Annotated in this window: 12 protein-coding genes; 8 read left to right on the forward strand and 4 right to left on the reverse strand. The window is 68.3% G+C overall.

What is annotated here, in order from left to right; all coding sequences use genetic code 11:
* Nucleotides 1–29: 29 nt before the first annotated feature.
* Genes ACFPZ3_RS63725 through ACFPZ3_RS63740 form a run of 4 tightly spaced genes read right to left on the reverse strand, consistent with a single transcriptional unit; the run spans nt 30 to nt 5,543 of the window.
* A complete protein-coding gene (locus ACFPZ3_RS63725; RefSeq protein ID WP_379524136.1) occupies nt 30–2,219 on the reverse strand; it encodes an alpha-galactosidase in 2,190 nt (729 codons plus the stop codon).
* Nucleotides 2,220–2,277: 58 nt separating this feature from the next.
* Nucleotides 2,278–3,612 carry an ABC transporter substrate-binding protein gene (locus tag ACFPZ3_RS63730; RefSeq protein WP_379524137.1) on the reverse strand — a complete coding sequence of 445 codons (1,335 nt, stop codon included), beginning with the start codon at nt 3,610–3,612 and terminating at the stop codon, nt 2,278–2,280.
* A 32-nt stretch (nt 3,613–3,644) separates the two neighbouring features.
* Entirely contained in the window at nt 3,645–4,592 is a 948-nt protein-coding gene (locus ACFPZ3_RS63735) for a carbohydrate ABC transporter permease (protein ID WP_379524138.1), read from the reverse strand.
* A gap of 9 nt (nt 4,593–4,601) precedes the next feature.
* On the reverse strand, nt 4,602–5,543 hold the full coding sequence (locus ACFPZ3_RS63740; protein ID WP_379524139.1) for a carbohydrate ABC transporter permease: 942 nt from the start codon (nt 5,541–5,543) through the stop codon (nt 4,602–4,604).
* Nucleotides 5,544–5,762: 219 nt separating this feature from the next.
* Here ACFPZ3_RS63740 and ACFPZ3_RS63745 point away from each other — a divergent pair, with 219 nt between their 5' ends.
* The 8 genes from ACFPZ3_RS63745 (at nt 5,763) to ACFPZ3_RS63780 (ending at nt 15,498) form a co-directional block, all read left to right on the forward strand.
* On the forward strand, nt 5,763–6,980 hold the full coding sequence (locus ACFPZ3_RS63745) for an ROK family protein (protein ID WP_379524140.1): 1,218 nt from the start codon (nt 5,763–5,765) through the stop codon (nt 6,978–6,980).
* Nucleotides 6,981–7,024: 44 nt separating this feature from the next.
* Nucleotides 7,025–7,957: a LysR family transcriptional regulator gene (locus ACFPZ3_RS63750; RefSeq protein ID WP_379524141.1), complete on the forward strand. Its 933-nt coding sequence runs from the start codon at nt 7,025–7,027 to the stop codon at nt 7,955–7,957.
* Nucleotides 7,958–8,074: 117 nt separating this feature from the next.
* On the forward strand, nt 8,075–9,271 hold the full coding sequence (locus tag ACFPZ3_RS63755) for a mandelate racemase/muconate lactonizing enzyme family protein (RefSeq protein WP_379524142.1): 1,197 nt from the start codon (nt 8,075–8,077) through the stop codon (nt 9,269–9,271).
* A gap of 210 nt (nt 9,272–9,481) precedes the next feature.
* Nucleotides 9,482–10,960, forward strand: a complete 1,479-nt coding sequence (locus ACFPZ3_RS63760) for a sugar ABC transporter ATP-binding protein (RefSeq protein WP_379524143.1) — start codon at nt 9,482–9,484, stop codon at nt 10,958–10,960.
* Between the two features lie 29 nt (nt 10,961–10,989).
* Nucleotides 10,990–11,964, forward strand: coding sequence for an ABC transporter permease (locus ACFPZ3_RS63765; protein ID WP_379524144.1), 975 nt, complete (start codon nt 10,990–10,992; stop codon nt 11,962–11,964).
* A gap of 33 nt (nt 11,965–11,997) precedes the next feature.
* Nucleotides 11,998–12,993 carry a sugar ABC transporter substrate-binding protein gene (locus ACFPZ3_RS63770; RefSeq protein ID WP_379524145.1) on the forward strand — a complete coding sequence of 332 codons (996 nt, stop codon included), beginning with the start codon at nt 11,998–12,000 and terminating at the stop codon, nt 12,991–12,993.
* Complete coding sequence (locus tag ACFPZ3_RS63775; protein ID WP_379524146.1) at nt 12,980–14,008, forward strand: ABC transporter permease; 1,029 nt, start codon at nt 12,980–12,982, stop codon at nt 14,006–14,008. Before ACFPZ3_RS63770 ends, ACFPZ3_RS63775 begins: the two co-directional genes overlap by 14 nt.
* Nucleotides 14,009–14,031: 23 nt before the next feature.
* On the forward strand, nt 14,032–15,498 hold the full coding sequence (locus tag ACFPZ3_RS63780; protein WP_379524147.1) for a ricin-type beta-trefoil lectin domain protein: 1,467 nt from the start codon (nt 14,032–14,034) through the stop codon (nt 15,496–15,498).
* Nucleotides 15,499–15,582 lie beyond the last annotated feature (84 nt).

A 15,582-nucleotide genomic window follows, 5' to 3' on the forward strand; every position in this document is an offset into this window, starting at 1 on the left:
GGTCGCTCACTTTCCAGGGTCGTGCCGCTTCAGGCGGCGTGAAGCTGCAGGATGATCGCCTGATGGGGCTGCAGCGTGGGCATCGGCAGTCCGAGCCGCGTCAGGACTCGTCCGCTCAGGGTCACGGTGCCCTTCTCCGCGGCGGCCAGCCATTCCGGGGCGTACTCGTGCAGCACCGGTGCTCCGATCTCGGTGCGCAGCCGCAGCCGGTAGCCGCGCTCAGGATCGAGTCCTGGCAGCGGCACCCGGCCGGCCTGGATCGCCGGTGAGGTTCCGAGCCGAGCCCAGCTGAACACGGCCTCGCTCTGATCCTGGCCCACGACACCGTGCAGCAGTGTCTGCTCGTCGGCGACATCGGCTCGGACGACGCGTCCGCTGTGCAGCAGCGGCCGTAGTTCCTTGTAGAGCTCCCCCCACGCCCGGATCGTCCCCAGCTCGTCGTCACCGCACGCGGTCAGGTCCTGCTCGATGCCCGCGTGCCCGAACAAGGCCGTGGCGAGGCGGAACGACAGCGAGGTGACGCGCTGAGTCGTGTGGGCCTCGGCGGCTCCGAGGTGGGTTCCGATGAGCTCAGGCGGGATCAGCTGCCCCGTCCAGCGTTGGATCTGCTGCCTCTCGACCGGATCATTGCAGTCGGATGCCCAGACGCGATCGGTGTGCTGCAGGATGCCCAGGTCGATCCGGCCGCCACCGCTCGCGCACGATTCGATCTCGAGGCCGCGGTGCTTGGTCCTGAGTGCGTCGAGGAGCCGGTAGAGCGCCTCGGTCTGCGCCCGGACGCCGGCTCGCCCACCGGCGTCCCGGCGGCCGGCCTCGTGCAGTTCGCGGTTGTGATCCCACTTGATGTAGTCGATCGCGTATTCGGACACGAGCCCGTCGATGCGGTCGAACAGGAACTGCCACGCCTCCGCGTTGGCGATGTTGAGGACATGCTGGTGCCGGACGGCAGGGCCGGCGCCTGAGGCCGGTGCGAGCACCCAGCTCGGATGCTCCTGGGCGAGGCGTGAGCTGAGGTTGACCATCTCGGGTTCGAACCAGAGGCCGAACTGCATGCCGTGGGAACGGACCCGCCCGACGAACGGCGACAACCCCTGCGGCCAGACCTCGGGATCGACGAACCAGTCTCCCAAGCCCGTCCGATCGTTCCTGCGCCCGAGGAACCAGCCGTCGTCGAGGACGATGCGTTCCACGCCGACCGTCGCGGCGCGGTCGACGAGGCCGACGAGGGTGTCGAGGTCGTGGTTGAAGTAGACGGCCTCCCAGGTGTTGAGCACCAGCGGCCGTGGGCCGGCCGGGTGTTGCGGCCGGGACCGGAGCATGTCGTGGAAACGGCCGGCCACACCGTCCATCCCGTGGTCGGACCAGGCGAAGTAGAGCGTCGGGGTGCGGTAGGAGTCGCCCGCGCCGAGTGCGACCTCCCCGGGGAGCAGCAGCTCCCCGCCGCCGAGGACCGTCCGATGCGCGCCCGCTCCTTCCGGCAGCTGCTCCACGTAGTACCGCTGGTTCCCGCTCCAGCCGACGTGCAGCGCCCACACCTCCCCGGTGCGAAAGCCGAAGGACCTCGTCCCGGCCAGCAGCAGGTACGGGGAGTCCAAGGACGGCCGCCCACGACGGCTCTCGCGCAGGTGGGACCCGAACGCGATGTCGACGCGCTGCGGACTGCGTTCCCGAGACCACTTGCCGGTGAAGTCCACGAGTTCCACGGCCCGTTCGGGCAGCGGGAGAATGATCGTGAGCGCCGAGAGATCGAAGACGTCGGCGGGCTGCTGATCATCGACGTCCATCCGCCTGACCTCAGCGCCGGCCGCGAGGATGCCGTGCTCGTCGAGCGCGTACCGCAGATGGACGGTGAGGCCGAATTCGCCGGACCGCAGTGCGATCACGAGAGCCGAGCCGTCCTCCTCAACCGTGTGGCCGGCGAGCTCGAAGCGCGGATAGGGCATGCCGGTCGAGCGAAGCCGCCCTTCGATGCCCGGGGTGCCCGACCAGGCATCCGCTTCGGTCGGGAGAACGCTCAGCCGGCGTGGCGTGTCGGTCGAGTTGTGGGTGACGCCGGGGACGGCGGTCGCGCGGATCGTGTCGAGCTCGGCGGCGGACAGCTCGCCGAGGTCCGCACCCCAGTGCAGCACCTGCGGCACCGGCGCGGAGACCTCCACCACGAAGCTGGTCGAGCCGCCACGCAGGTGAACGATGGGTGCCGGCTGTTCTGTTGTGGACATGCTTCCTTCGTTTGATCGTGAGATGAGCGCGACTGGCCGCGGCCGGGCAGGCCCGGTGTCAGCCGGAGATGATCTGCGCGGTCTGCTTCTGAAGGGCCGGCCACAGCTCCTCGTTCGCCTGGTGCAGGAAGAACGCCTCGAACTGTGGCCTGATCTTCGACTCCATCGCCGCGCCGTTGTTGTAGGCCGGCGCCGGGAAGAGTTCACCCTTGGCCTGGTACTCGCCGAACACGGACAGGTCGAGGCCGTTCTTGGCCGAGGAGTCGACGAGCGCCTGCATGGAGGCGGCGATGGACGGGAAGAACGAGGCGTTGAAGGCGGCGGCCGTCGTCTGGCACTCTTTCGAGCCCATGTAGGAGACCCATTTCCAGGTCTGCTCGGGGTGGGGGGTGCCGGACCAGATGTTGTTGCCGTTCATGTTGCTGATGAGAGAACGAGTGCCTTCGGGCGACTTCACCACCGGGGCGATGCCGACCTTGAGACCGGGCAGCTTCGCCAGCGCGGCCGCGTCCCACGAGCCGCCGGCCACGAGCGCCACGGAGCCCGAGCCGATCTGGTCCGCGTTGCCGGTGGTGAACTGGCCGAGGTCGGGTGCGTAACCGTCGTCGGACAGCTTGCGCATGAAGTCCATCGTGGCGATGAAGCGTTTGTCGCCGTAGTTGAACTGGCCGGGCCAGTTGGGCTTGTCGGTGAGCTGGAAGCCGGTGGTGGCGGCGAACGAGCCCCACGTCGTCTGGCCGAGGTTGTCGTCCGAGGCCATGGCGCCGATCCCGTACACGGCGACGTTGTCCTTGTCGAAGCCCGGCTCGTCGCCGCGGACACCCTTCTTGTCGACGGTGAGCCGTTTGACCACGGACAGGAAGCTGCCGCCGTCCGCTGGATCCCAGGTGAGGTTCTGCAGGTCCTTGTCCGTCAGTCCAGCCTTGGTGACGAGGGCCTTGTTGTAGTACAGGGCGCTGGCCGCCCAGTCCAGCGGGAGCGCGTACTGCTTACCGTCGGTGAACTTCCACAGGTCGACCCCGCCGGCGAACACGCCGAGGTCGTAGTTCGACTTCTTGATGAGGTCGTCAATGGCGAGGAGCTGGCCCTGGCTCGCGTAGGACTGGAAGAAGGTCACGCTGTTCTGGAACGCGTCGGGCGCGTCGCGGGCGACGAAACCACTGGTGAGCTTGGTGAAGTAGTCGCTTACGTTATACTGGGTGATCTTGACCTTGATGTTCGGGTTGGCCTTCTCGAACGCGGGGATGCACGTGTTGTAGGCGGCGGTCTGGTCGGGAGACCACGTCCACCAGTTGACGGTGATGCCGCCGCTTTCTGCGCTGCCGCCGCAGGCGGTGAGGGTGAGCAGGGCGGTAAGGCCGGCTGCCGCGGCAGCGATCTTCCGGGTTCTCATGAGATACCTCTCTGGTAAGCCGCCTGGCAGGGTCACTTGATCCCGCTGAAGCCGATGGAGCTCACGATGCGCTTTCCGAAGATCACGAACAGCAGCAACATCGGCACCGCGGCCACGAGTGTGGCGGCCATCAGGCCGGCGAAGTCGGGCTGTGTCTGCGGTGATGCTTGCTGGAATACGCCGAGCGCCAGCGTGAGTGGCCTGACCTGCGGATCATTGGCGACCAGCAGTGGCCAGAAGTAGTCGTTCCAGGTCCCGATGAACGTCAGGACGGACAGGGTGGTGAGCGGACCGGCCATCATCGGGAGGGTGATCCGGAACATGAGTTTCAACCGTCCGGCACCGTCGATCAGCGCGGCCTCCTCGACCTCCCTGCTGAGCCCGAGCATGAACTGCCGCAGGAAGAAGATGTTGAAGGCGGAGAAGAGCGCGCCGGGCAGCATGAGGCCGGCGAAGGTGTTGACCAGCCCGAGATCGTTGATCAACACGAAGTTGGGCAGGAGCATCAAGATGCCCGGCACCATCAGGCCGGCCAGCAGGATGGAGAACACCAGGTTCCGCCCCGGCCACTGGAGCCGTGCGAACGCGTAGGCGGCGAACGTCGAGCAGGTGACGACGAGGAACGTGAGCAGCCCCGCGTAGATCACGGAGTTCCGTACGAACAGGGGGATGTCCAGCGACGCGCCGGATCCGCCCTGCGCGAGCGCCTCGGCCTGGCTGGTCAGGCCGAGGACCCGCTCGAATGCGTCCAACGAGAAGCCGACCGGGAGCATCGACGCCGGGTCGGTGCTGAGCGCGAAGTTGCTGGAGAGCGCGGTGCGCACAATCCAGTAGAACGGGAAGATCGTGACCAGCAGAAAGCCTGCGATGTACACCCAGGCGACCGCCCGGCCGATCGAGAGTCGCCTTCCGCGGCCAGGCGGCGTCGCCGTGTGCGCGACGGTCCGGCCCTCGGGAGCGATCATGGCAGTCGTGGTCATGGCTCGTCCTCAGTTCGTGTCGGATTCGTTCGCGCGCAGCAGGCGCAGCTGGATGAAGGTGATGACGATGAGCATCACGAACAAGGACAGCGACATCGTCGCCGCGTAGCCGAAGTCGAACTGGTTGAAGGCCTTGTCGTAGATGTACATCTGCAGGACGTTCGACGCGTTGGCCGGTCCGCCCTTGGTGGTCACCTGCACGATGTCGAACACCTGGAACGAGCTGATGACGGTGAGGACGACCACCATCGCCATGATCGGCCGCAGCAGCGGCACCGTCAGTCGCCGGAACATCTGGAACTCGCTCGCCCCGTCCAGACGACCCGCCTCGTAAACCTCGCCCGGGATGGTCTGCAGGCCGGCGACGATGAGGATCGTGCTGTATCCCATCGACTTCCAGACGCTGATCAGCGCGATCGACGGGATCGCCCACTCCTGTGAGCCGAGGAACTTGATCGGCTTGCCGGTGAGGTTCTCGATCAGGATGTTGACGATCCCCAACTGCGGGTCGAGCATCCACTGCCATACGAGCGCCGCGACGACACCGGAGATGAGGAACGGGAGGATGACCAGCCCGCGGACCACTGCCGACTTGGTCAGCCGGTGCAGGACGACCGCTGTGATCAGTGACACGAGGATGCCGAACACGACGGACAGCACCACGAAATACAGGGTCACGCGCAGCGAGTGCCAGAACATGTCGTCGGCGAGCAGGGCACGGATGTTGTCCAGGCCGGTCCACTTCGGCGGGCTCAGGACCTGGAAGTCGGTGAAGCTGAGGTAAACGCCCCGTACGGTCGGGTAGACCGCGAACACCACGAAGCCCACCACGGCCGGTGCTATGAGCAGCAACGCGAGCCGCCAGTCATTGCGATGCGACGGATTACGCAACGCGGCCCGGCGGTACGCGCGCTCACGCCCTCCTGGCCTGGGTCTCACCATTATCGACATGGAGTCTCCCTTGACCTTTCGCCCTCGGGCGGTGCCGTCGGTCGGAAGCCGACGGTGGTCGGTGACGATAGGGTCCATTACATTCCAGTGTCAAGTAATGTCCTGAGCTCGTCGTGGGAACAGCGTGTTAACACGCTGTTGATATAGTTGCCGGAAAAATTAAATTCACTGAAGCCGTCGGACCCAGGCCGTCCATAGCGGCGCAGGGAGGCAACTGTGATGATCGAGCCACCTCGCACCGAAGGCGGCGACGCACCCGGCTCGCCGCGTTCGGAGCCGGGGTCCTCACCCGACTCGCCCGCTGTGATGACCGTCCTGGCCGAGATCCTCAAGCACGGCCCCATCCCCCGCATCGAGGTCGCTCGCCGGACGGGGTTGTCCCAGGGGGCGGTCACGAAGGCCGTGGCGCGGCTCACTGAGCAGGGTCTGATCTCGACCCATGACAACCGCCGGTCGCCCACGCCGGGCCGCCCCGTGCAACCGGTCAGCGTCCAGGAGGAGGCGCGCCTGGCCATCGGGATCACGATCCGCGTCGATGAGATCTTCGGCGTCGCCACCACGATGCGCGCGAATGTGCTCCACTCGATCCACCGTCCCCTGGCCAGCACGGCGCCACCGGCGGTCGTGGAGAGCGTGGCCGGCGTCGTTCACCAGCTCCTCGACTGCCTGGGCACCGACGCCGAGCGCGTGGTCGGAGCCGGAGTGGCGGTCTCCGGCGACGTCGACAAGGCCGCCGGCATCGTACGTGACTCGCCGCGGTTGAACTGGTCGGCGGTGTCCCTGCGAGATCTCGTTCACGAGCGGTGCGATCTGCCGGTCGTGGTCGACAACGATGTCCGGGCGCTGACAATCGCGGAGGAGTGGTTCGGCATCGGGATCGATTCCGGCTCGTTCGCGATGGTGACGATCGGCGCCGGCATCGGCTGCGGCCTGTACGTCAACGGCGATGTCGTCGAAGGAGATCACGGGATCGCCGGCGAGATCGGCCATCTTCCACTCGCGCCCGGCGACCTGCTCTGCACCTGCGGGCGCCGTGGGTGCGTGGAGACCGTCGCATCGTCGAGCGCCATCGTGCACGCCATCCGGGCCGCCAAGAACGACCCGCTCATGACCATGCGGGAGGCCGTCGCGCTCGCCCGAGCCGGCGACGTCGAGGCGCGCACGGCGTTCGAACGAGCCGGCTCCATGATCGGGCTCGCCCTCGCGACGATGGCCAACCTCGTCGGCCCGAGTGTCATCCTCGTGGCCGGCGAGTCGGTCACCAACTACGACCTGTTCGAACGTCGCGTGCGCGAAGCGTTCGACGAGCACGTTTTCGGATCGGCTCGCGCGTGCAAGATCATCGCGCGGTCACATACCTTCGAGGACTGGGCACGAGGCTCGGCCGCGTCGGTCATCCGCTCGATGCTCGACGGAACCCTGACCACGCACTCGTGACGGCGGCAGGCACGCGACGGACCCGGGACGATGTGGAGGACGGAATGGCACTGGAACTCGTCTGGCTCAAGACGTGGATCGAAGTCGTCGACACCGGCAGCTTCGCCCGTGCGGCCGAGGCGATCCCGCTTTCGCAGCCCAGAGTGTCAGCCCACGTGGCCAACCTGGAGCGTGCGCTGGGTTGCACGCTGATCGAACGGCGCGTGCGCCCGCTGGCGCTGACCGAGGACGGGCGGGCTCTGCTCCCGAAAGCACGTGCCGTCCTCGCGGCCGTCGACGAGCTCACGAGCCACCGCGACAGCCAGAGCCGGCTGTCCGGTCTGCTCAAGGTGGCGAGCTTCGCCAGCGCCAGCTCGGCATTCCTGCCGACTGTGGTGCGGGAGCTTCGCGATCGGCATCCGGCCCTCGAAATCGGCATCCTCGACGGCGACGTCCAGTCGATCGAGACCGCGCTCTACGACCGCCGGGTCACCGTCGCGCTGCGCCCCCTGCGCCCGGAGCCCGTCGACCGCGTGCTCACCTTCCGCCCGTTGTGGCGCGAGCCGTTCGTGGTGCTTCTCCCCGACGGGCATCCGCTGCTGTCCGAAGAGGCCGTGGCGCTGGAACAACTCGCCTCGCACCGCGTCATCACGATCGGCAACCCCCTCCTGGACTCCTACCTGGGGTACGAGGCCGAAGCCGCTCTGCACGCCAGCTACGTCGAGGTGCCGATGGGAACGGTCTCGCAGCAGCCGACAACGCTCGCCGCGATGGTCCGCGCCGGGCTGGGCATCGGCGTGGTCAACCTGCTCGCCGCGGCCATGGTCCGGACGGACGGGCTGGCGAGCCGTCCGATCCTCGACCTGCACCGCTATCGCGATGTGGGTGTCTGGTGGCACAACGAGCGACCACTCCCCCGCGCTTCGAAGGCCTTCATCGACCTCGTCGTGGAATCACCCATCCCGCCCGGCACCTCACCGGTTCCGCGGAACGCCTAGCAGGCCGGACTGTCGGAATGCTTATCAACGACATCCGCAACTCGGCGTTGACCGGGTAGCGGGCACATGCGGAAATGGGCAACGGAAAACTCCACGCTCCGTGTTCGAAGGAGAACGATGCCCGTAGACGTTCCAGGTGTGCGAGGCGTGCTGTCGCCAGACCTCAGCGACCTGATGCAAGGCGATGAAGGCGCCGTCATCGCCTCCGTCGAGACCTACGCCCTCGCTGTTCCACTCACGAGACCCATCGCGGACTCGACCGCGGCCGTGGACCACTGGACCGTGCCCGTCGTCGAGGTCCGCACTCGTGACGGCCGGGTGGGCACGGGGATCTCCGGCGTGCACACCGCATCCGAGCTGCTGTGCACGGTGATCGACGACTACTACGCTCCCAGCCTGCTCGGCGCCTCGTCGGAAGACATCCTCGGCACGTGGAACCGGCTCTACTGGCTGCCCACCCACTGGATCGGCCGCGCCGGCGCGGTCCACATGGCGCTGGCCATGGTCGACATCGCGCTCTGGGACCTCGCCGCTCAGCGGGCCGGCGTCCCACTCTGGCGGCTGCTGGGCGGCACTCCCGAGCCGGTCGAGGCGTACAACACCGACGGCGGCTGGCTCAACTTCTCCCAGGACGAACTCATCCGCGACCTGTCGTCGCTGCTCGACCGGGGCTGGCGCCGTGTCAAGATCAAGGTCGGCAAGCCGGATTGGCGGGAGGATGCCCGCCGCGTCCGGGCCGTGCGGGCGGCGCTCGGCGACGACATCACGCTCATGTGCGACGCGAACCAGCGCTGGGACCTGTCCACCGCGAACCGGATCATGCCTGTCCTCGAAGAAACGCAGATGGACTGGGTTGAGGAACCCCTGCATGCCGACGACCTCGACGGCCACGTCACCCTGCAAGGATCCACCAGCCTCGACATCGCCGCCGGCGAGAGCATCTACAACTATCAGCAGTTCAGCGGCTTCATCCACCACGGCGCGATCCGGGTCGTCCAGGCCGACGCCACGCGCGTCGGCGGCGTCACCGAATGGCTGCAGGTCGCCGCCCAGGCCTCGGCCCGGGGCCTGCGGGTCGCACCCCACGCCGGCGACATGACGCAACTCCACCAGCACCTCGTCGGCACCGGGCTTTCCCCGATGGCGCCGCTCATCGAGTTCATCCCCTGGACCCAGGACGCCTACGTCGAACGCAGCGTCGTCCGCGAGGGATACCTGGAGCGCCCGCAAGCCCCGGGCGCGTCGACGGCCATCGCCCCCGACGCCCGGCGAAACTGGCAGATCCGCGGCGTCGGAGCCGTCCGCCGTACGTAGCCGGTATGGCCACGGGCTGACCGGTGGGGAGTCGCCGATTCGATTATCGGATCGTTGCCTGCCGAAACACGCGCTTCACACCTCGGACCTCGGGCTTTAACGTTCTCAGCATTCCCGGGGACGTCGCAGGGCTCATGGCCGTGTGGAAGGCGTCAGCGACTCATGGAAGGACCTCGAACCCATGGTTGTGAACCGAGCATGGTGAGTCCGGTGATCACGGTGAGCGGGGTGTCGAAGTCGTTCGGCGGTGTCGCCGCGGTGAGCGACGTCTCGTTCTCGGTCTCGGCCGGCGAGGTCGTGGCCCTGGCCGGGGAGAACGGCGCGGGCAAGTCGACGATCAAGAACATCATCGGTGGAATCCTGCGGCCCGACACCGGGGACGTCGGCTTCGGCGGCGGGATCGCCCAGGCCGGCGCGAGGCACTCGGGCGTGGCCACGGTGCACCAGGAGACCAGCCTGTTTCCTGACCTGACAGTGGCCGAGAACGTCCACATCGGCCGTCTCGGGTCCTCCCGGGCGATGACGGTCCGGCCGGCGGCTCTGCGGCGCGCCACCACCCCCATCCTGCAGCGGGTCGGCGCCGGTTTCTGCCCGGAGGCCGTCGTCCGTGAGCTGTCCGCCGGGCAGCGCCAGCTGGTGGAGATCGCCAAGGCCCTGGCAGCCGAGCCCCGCGCCATCGTGTTCGACGAGCCGACCGCCTCGCTCAACCTCGCGGAACGCGAGCTGATCATGCGGATCGTCGGGCAACTGAGCGACGAAGGCGTGGCGGTCCTCTACATCACCCACTACCTGGAGGAGATCTTCAGGCTCAGCGGGCGCGTCGTGGTCATGCGCAACGGCCGCCTCGTGGCCGACCGGCCGACCCGCGAGCTCGACCGCGCCGGCCTGGAGTCGCTCATGGTCGGGCGCGAGCTCGCCCAGGGCTATCCGGAGCTTCCCGAGCCGCGGGAGTCGATCGCGCTGTCCGTGCGTGACCTGGGCGACGACTCCCGCGTCGAGGGCGTCTCGTTCGACATCGCCCAGGGCGAGATCTTCGGCCTGGCCGGGCTGATGGGCTCTGGCCGTACCGAGGTCGCCCGGGCGATCTTCGGGCTGGCGGGCCGGTCCGGGCGGATCGAGGTGGACGGGCGGCCGCTGCGGCGCGGAGACGTCCGGGCGTCCATCGGCGCCGGGATCGCCTTCGTCACCGAGGACCGGCGGCATGAGGGGCTGTTCCTGGAGCGGCCGATCCGCGAGAGCCTGTCCATCGTCGGCCTCGGCTCGCTCTGCCGCGCGCGGCCGTTCGGATGGCTCGACAAGTCGGCTGAACGCCGCCTGACCGGGGAGCTCGCGACGACCGTGCGCCTGACGGCGCGCGGCGGGCTGGACGTGGCCGGCGGCTCGCTGAGCGGCGGCAATCAGCAGAAGGTGGTGCTCGCCAAGTGGCTGAGCGGGAAACCGCGGCTGATCATCCTGGACGAGCCGACGCGCGGCATCGACGTGGGGGCCAAGGCCGAGATCTACCGGTTGCTCATCGAGTTCGCGCGGTCGGGTACGGCGATCCTGCTCATCAGCTCCGAGATGGAGGAGGTGCTCGGGCTCAGCCATCGCGTCGGCGTCATGCACGACGGCCGGTTGGCCGGGGTTCTCGACCGGTCGCAGGCGACCCAGGAGGCCGTCATCCGGCTCGCCACCGGGGGTGAGCGATGAGATCCGCCGGCACGTGGGTCGGGCAAGCCATGCGACGGCAGCCACTGCTGCCGGTGTGGGTGACTCTGCTCCTGCTGCTCTCCGCCTTCTACAGCGGGTTCGGCACGGCGGCGAATCTTCGCAACATCGCCGTTCAGTCCGGCCCGCTGATCATCGCCGCGGTCGGCGCCACCTTCGTGATCATGACGGCGGGCATCGACCTGTCCGTCGGCTCGATGTTGTTCCTGGCCGCCGCGATCGAGTCCAGCCAGGTGCTCATCTCGGCGCCGGCCGGCGCGGTGTTCCTGACCATCGCCGTGGCGGGGCTGCTCATGGGCCTGCTCAACGGGGTCGCGGTCGCGCTGACCCCGGTGCCGGCCCTGATCGTGACCCTCGCCTCGATGCAGGTCTTCCGTGGCGCCGGCGGTCACATCACCGGGCAGCAGAACATCGACCTGCCCGCGCACCTGCGGGGCATCGGCACGGGGAACCTCCTCGGCGTCCCCGTTCCCGTCCTGCTCGCCGCGGTGACGGCCGTCGCCGGGGCCCTGCTGTTCAGCCGGACCGTGTTCGGCCGCTACACCCAGGCGGTGGGGTCCAACCGCACGGCCGCGCTCAACGCGGGGTTGCCCGTCAGGGCGGTGACGCTCGGGGCATACACGCTCGCGGGCCTGCTGGCCGCCGTCGCCTCTCTCACGCAGACCGCGCGGCTGGGCGCCGTCCAGCCGTCCATCGGCGACGGGTACGAGCTGACCGTGATCACGGCGGTGGTCCTCGGCGGAACCAGCCTGTTCGGCGGGCGGGGCAGCGTCATCGGCAGCGTTCTCGGCGCTCTCGTCCTCACCACCGCGCAAACCGGGCTGGTCTTCTCCGGAGCCTCGCCCTACGTCTTCGACATCGTCCGTGGCGGCGTCCTGCTCATCGCCGTCATCGCCGCGGGACTGCGGTGGCGCGACCTGGCCAGGACCCTGCGGCTGCCCGGCCGCCCGTCGCCCGGCGCGGGCCGGACGATGACGACCGCATGAATCGCGCCTCATGACATGAAAGGTAAGACCCCCATGAAAGCCTTCGTCGCGGCGTCGTGTCTCGTACTCGCCCTCTCCGCCTGCGGCTCGAACGGCTCGACCGCGGCGCGGTCCGGGTCGGGCGCGTCCGGCCAGAAGGTCACGATCGGTGTGAGCTTCGACCTGCTCAACGCGATCCGCCAGGCGGAGAAGGCGTCGATCGAGAAGGCGGCCAAGGCGGCCGGCTACGACGTCGTCTTCAACGTCGCCGACAAGGACCCGCGCAAGCAGGCCTCGCAGATCCAGGACCTGATCCAGACGCGCCAGGTCAGCGCGGTGATCGTGATCGCCCAGGACGGGCAGCAGATCGCCTCCTCCATCAGCCTCGCCAAGGCCAGGAAGGTGCCGTTCATCGCCGTCGATCGGGCGGTCGCCGACCCGCGGAACGTCACGTTCCAGATCACCGGCGACCCCGCGGCCGACGGCCGGCTCGCGGCGGCCGAGTTCGCCGGCGCCGCCAAGGACAAACCGCTGAAGGTGCTGGAGCTGGTGGGCGCGCTCACCGACCAGAACGCGATCGGCCGCAGGGACGGCTTCGACGCCGCGCTCAAGGGCGACCCGAACGTGACCGTCGTCAGCCAGGTCCCCACCAACTGGGACCCGGCCCAGGCCCTGGACGGCACCTCCAACGCGCTGCAGAAGAACCCCGGCATCAACGCGATCTTCGTGCCGTCGGACTTCCTGCTGCCGTCGGTGCAGTCCGCGCTGACCTCGGCCAACCGGCTGGCCCCGATCGGGGATGCCGAGCACGTGTTCGTGGTGAGCATCGACGGTGACCAGAACGGCTGCAAGGCCATGCGGGACAGAACGCTCGACGCCGACATCGCCACCCCCGTCGACGACTTCGGCAAGCAGGCCGTCGCGGCGATCACCACCGCACTGGGCGGCAAGACCGTCGGCCAGAAAACCGTTCAGACGAAGGGGCTGACCCTCGACCAGGACGGCTTCGCCGCCACCAGCCCGCAGGTGTGGGGCTGTGTCGCCTCCTGAATCCGCCCGCGGGGAGGACGCCTCCGCCGTGTACACGTACTCCGCGAAACGGGTGCCGTGGCTGCGCGACCCGGCCCGGCGCCCCGGATGGTTCGCCGACCTGTCGATGTTGCCCGCGCTGGTCGTCCTCATCGCGGTGCTGAGCCTGCTCACCGACGGGGTGCTGACCGCCTCGAACATCACCAACGTGTTCAGCCAGTCCGCCGTGGTCGCGATCGCGGCGATCGGCGCGACCTTCGTCATCCTGACCGGCGGCATCGACCTGTCCGTCGGCAGCGTGATCGGCGCCGGCGGGGTCGCCGGCGCCTGGATCATCACCAGCACCGGGAGCGTCGCCGCGGGGGTCGTGGCGGGGCTGATCACCGGGACCGTGATCGGGCTCGTGGTCGGAGTCGTCGTGGCCAGGATGCCCGTCGTCCCGTTCGCCGTGACCCTCGCCGCGCTTTACGTCGTCAGCGGCGGCACCACGCTGCTCAGCCGCGGCGAGACGATCGGGCCGGTTCCTGAGGAGTTCATCGGCTTCAGCATCGACGGGCCCGGTGGGATTCCGTACTCGGTGTGGCTGGCCGTCGCGTTGTACGCCGTCGCGCAGCTCGTCCTGACGCGTACCGCGTGGGGGAGGCGGGTCCTGCACGTCGGGGCGAACGTCGAGGTGGCCCGCATCAGCGGGGTCGACGTCACCCGTACCAAGGCGAGCGTGTACGCCGTCGCCGGCCTGTTCTCGGCCGTCGCCGGCATGGTGCTGACCTCCGGGCTCGCCGGGGCGGGCGCCAGCATGGGCAGCCCGCTGCTGCTGAACATCGTGGGCGCCGTCGTGCTGGGCGGCACCGGACTGAACGGCGGGCGGGGCAGCCTGCTGCGTACCGGTATCGGCGTGCTCTTCCTCGGTTTTCTGTCCAACGGGATGAGCCTGCTCGGCCTGCCCTCCTTCGACCAGCAGATCGTCACCGGAGTCGTCATTTTCGTCGCCGCGTCCGCAGAACCGCTGCACCGCCTGGTGAAGCGCGGAAAGTGAAACCGCAACGGAAAGGAAATCCCATGCCGCGCCCTCGTCCCCTCCCGCCCTCCCCCGCCCGGATACTGGCCGCGCTGCTGGCCGCGCTGATCACGCTGGTCATGACCCCCCTCACCTCGCCCGCCGCCGCGGAGCCCGGCCTGGACCCCAGCCAGTTCCGCGGGGTGCACTGGTCCCGCCTCGGCGACAACTTCACCTCCGAGCGGCTCGTCCTGCAGGGCCTGTCTCCGAACGACGACTACAACGCCACCAGGAGCAAGGCCGACGCCATGTTCGCCGCGTTCCAGAGCAGCCTGGAGGCCAACACCGTCCGGCTGCCGATCAACCCCGCCACCACGAGCTGGAACGCTTACAACGGCGTCATCGACGCCGCGACCGCCAGAGGATTCAAGGTCATCCTGTCCTACTGGGTAGAGGACGGCAGTAACAAGGTCGTCGACGGCTACCTGCCCACCTGGAACCAGATGTGGGACACCCTCACCGCCAGGTACGCCGGCAACTCCCAGATCTACTTCGACCCGATCAACGAGCCCATCGGGTTCACCACCCCGCAGTGGCTGAACTTCGCCGCCCAGTGGATCAACCGGGTGAGCTCGGCCGGCTTCCCCAGGAACCGGATGCTGATCGAGGGCGCCCAGCTCGACGGCGGCGGATGGGGCAGCGACCTGAGGCCGCTGTGCAACGACTCCCGCTTCGCCGGAACCTATCTCGCGCTGCACCGCTACGCCTTCCCCTACGGCGCGCGGAGCTATGACGACTGGGTCAACGACATCAAGACCCTCATGGGCGGCTGTGCGGCGCGCACCGTCGTCGAGGAGTTCGGCGCGGACGCCGACAACGGTATCGACTACAGCGCCGCCCCCAGCGCCACGACCCCCAAGGAGGTCGCGTTCCTGCGGGCCATCACCGACGTCATCCGCGAGTACGGTCTGGGCGCGATCTGGTGCCACGGCCTCGGCGGCCGGACCACGAGCCCCGACCACGACTCGCTGAACATCCTGAGACTCTTCGGCGCCTTCGGCGGCGGCACCGCCAACCTGCCGCTCTGGATGCCGAACCCCACGGCCGTCGACCGTCTCAGGTACGCCTGGGGCGGCTCCGCCTCAAGCACCGGCCAACTGCGGAACCCGCACTACAACAAGTGCCTCGACATCCCCGGCATCTCCCACGACAACGACGTGCGGCTGCAGGTCTGGGATTGCTGGAACGGCGACAACCAGCGATGGACCAGGCAGTCCAACGGGGCGATCACCGTCTACAACGGCGGCAAATGCCTGACCGCCTACGGCTCCGGCAGGACCAACGGCACCAGGGTCGTCAGCCGCGACTGCGCGGGTGGCGCCAACCAGAAGTGGCACCTCTTCTCCGACGGGACGCTGCGCGGAGTCGATTCGAAGCTCTGCCTGGACGCCGATCTGTACAGCACCACGAACGTACAACTGTGGTCCTGCGGGAACGGCGCCAACCAGAAATGGCAAATTCTCCTCTGACGGAGATTCATGAAGGCCGGTCCCGGTATCGGGACCGGCCGAGTTTGGTAGGTGATTTTCGTGACGACCACTGAATCTGAATTT

Source organism: Nonomuraea insulae (assembly GCF_042656245.1).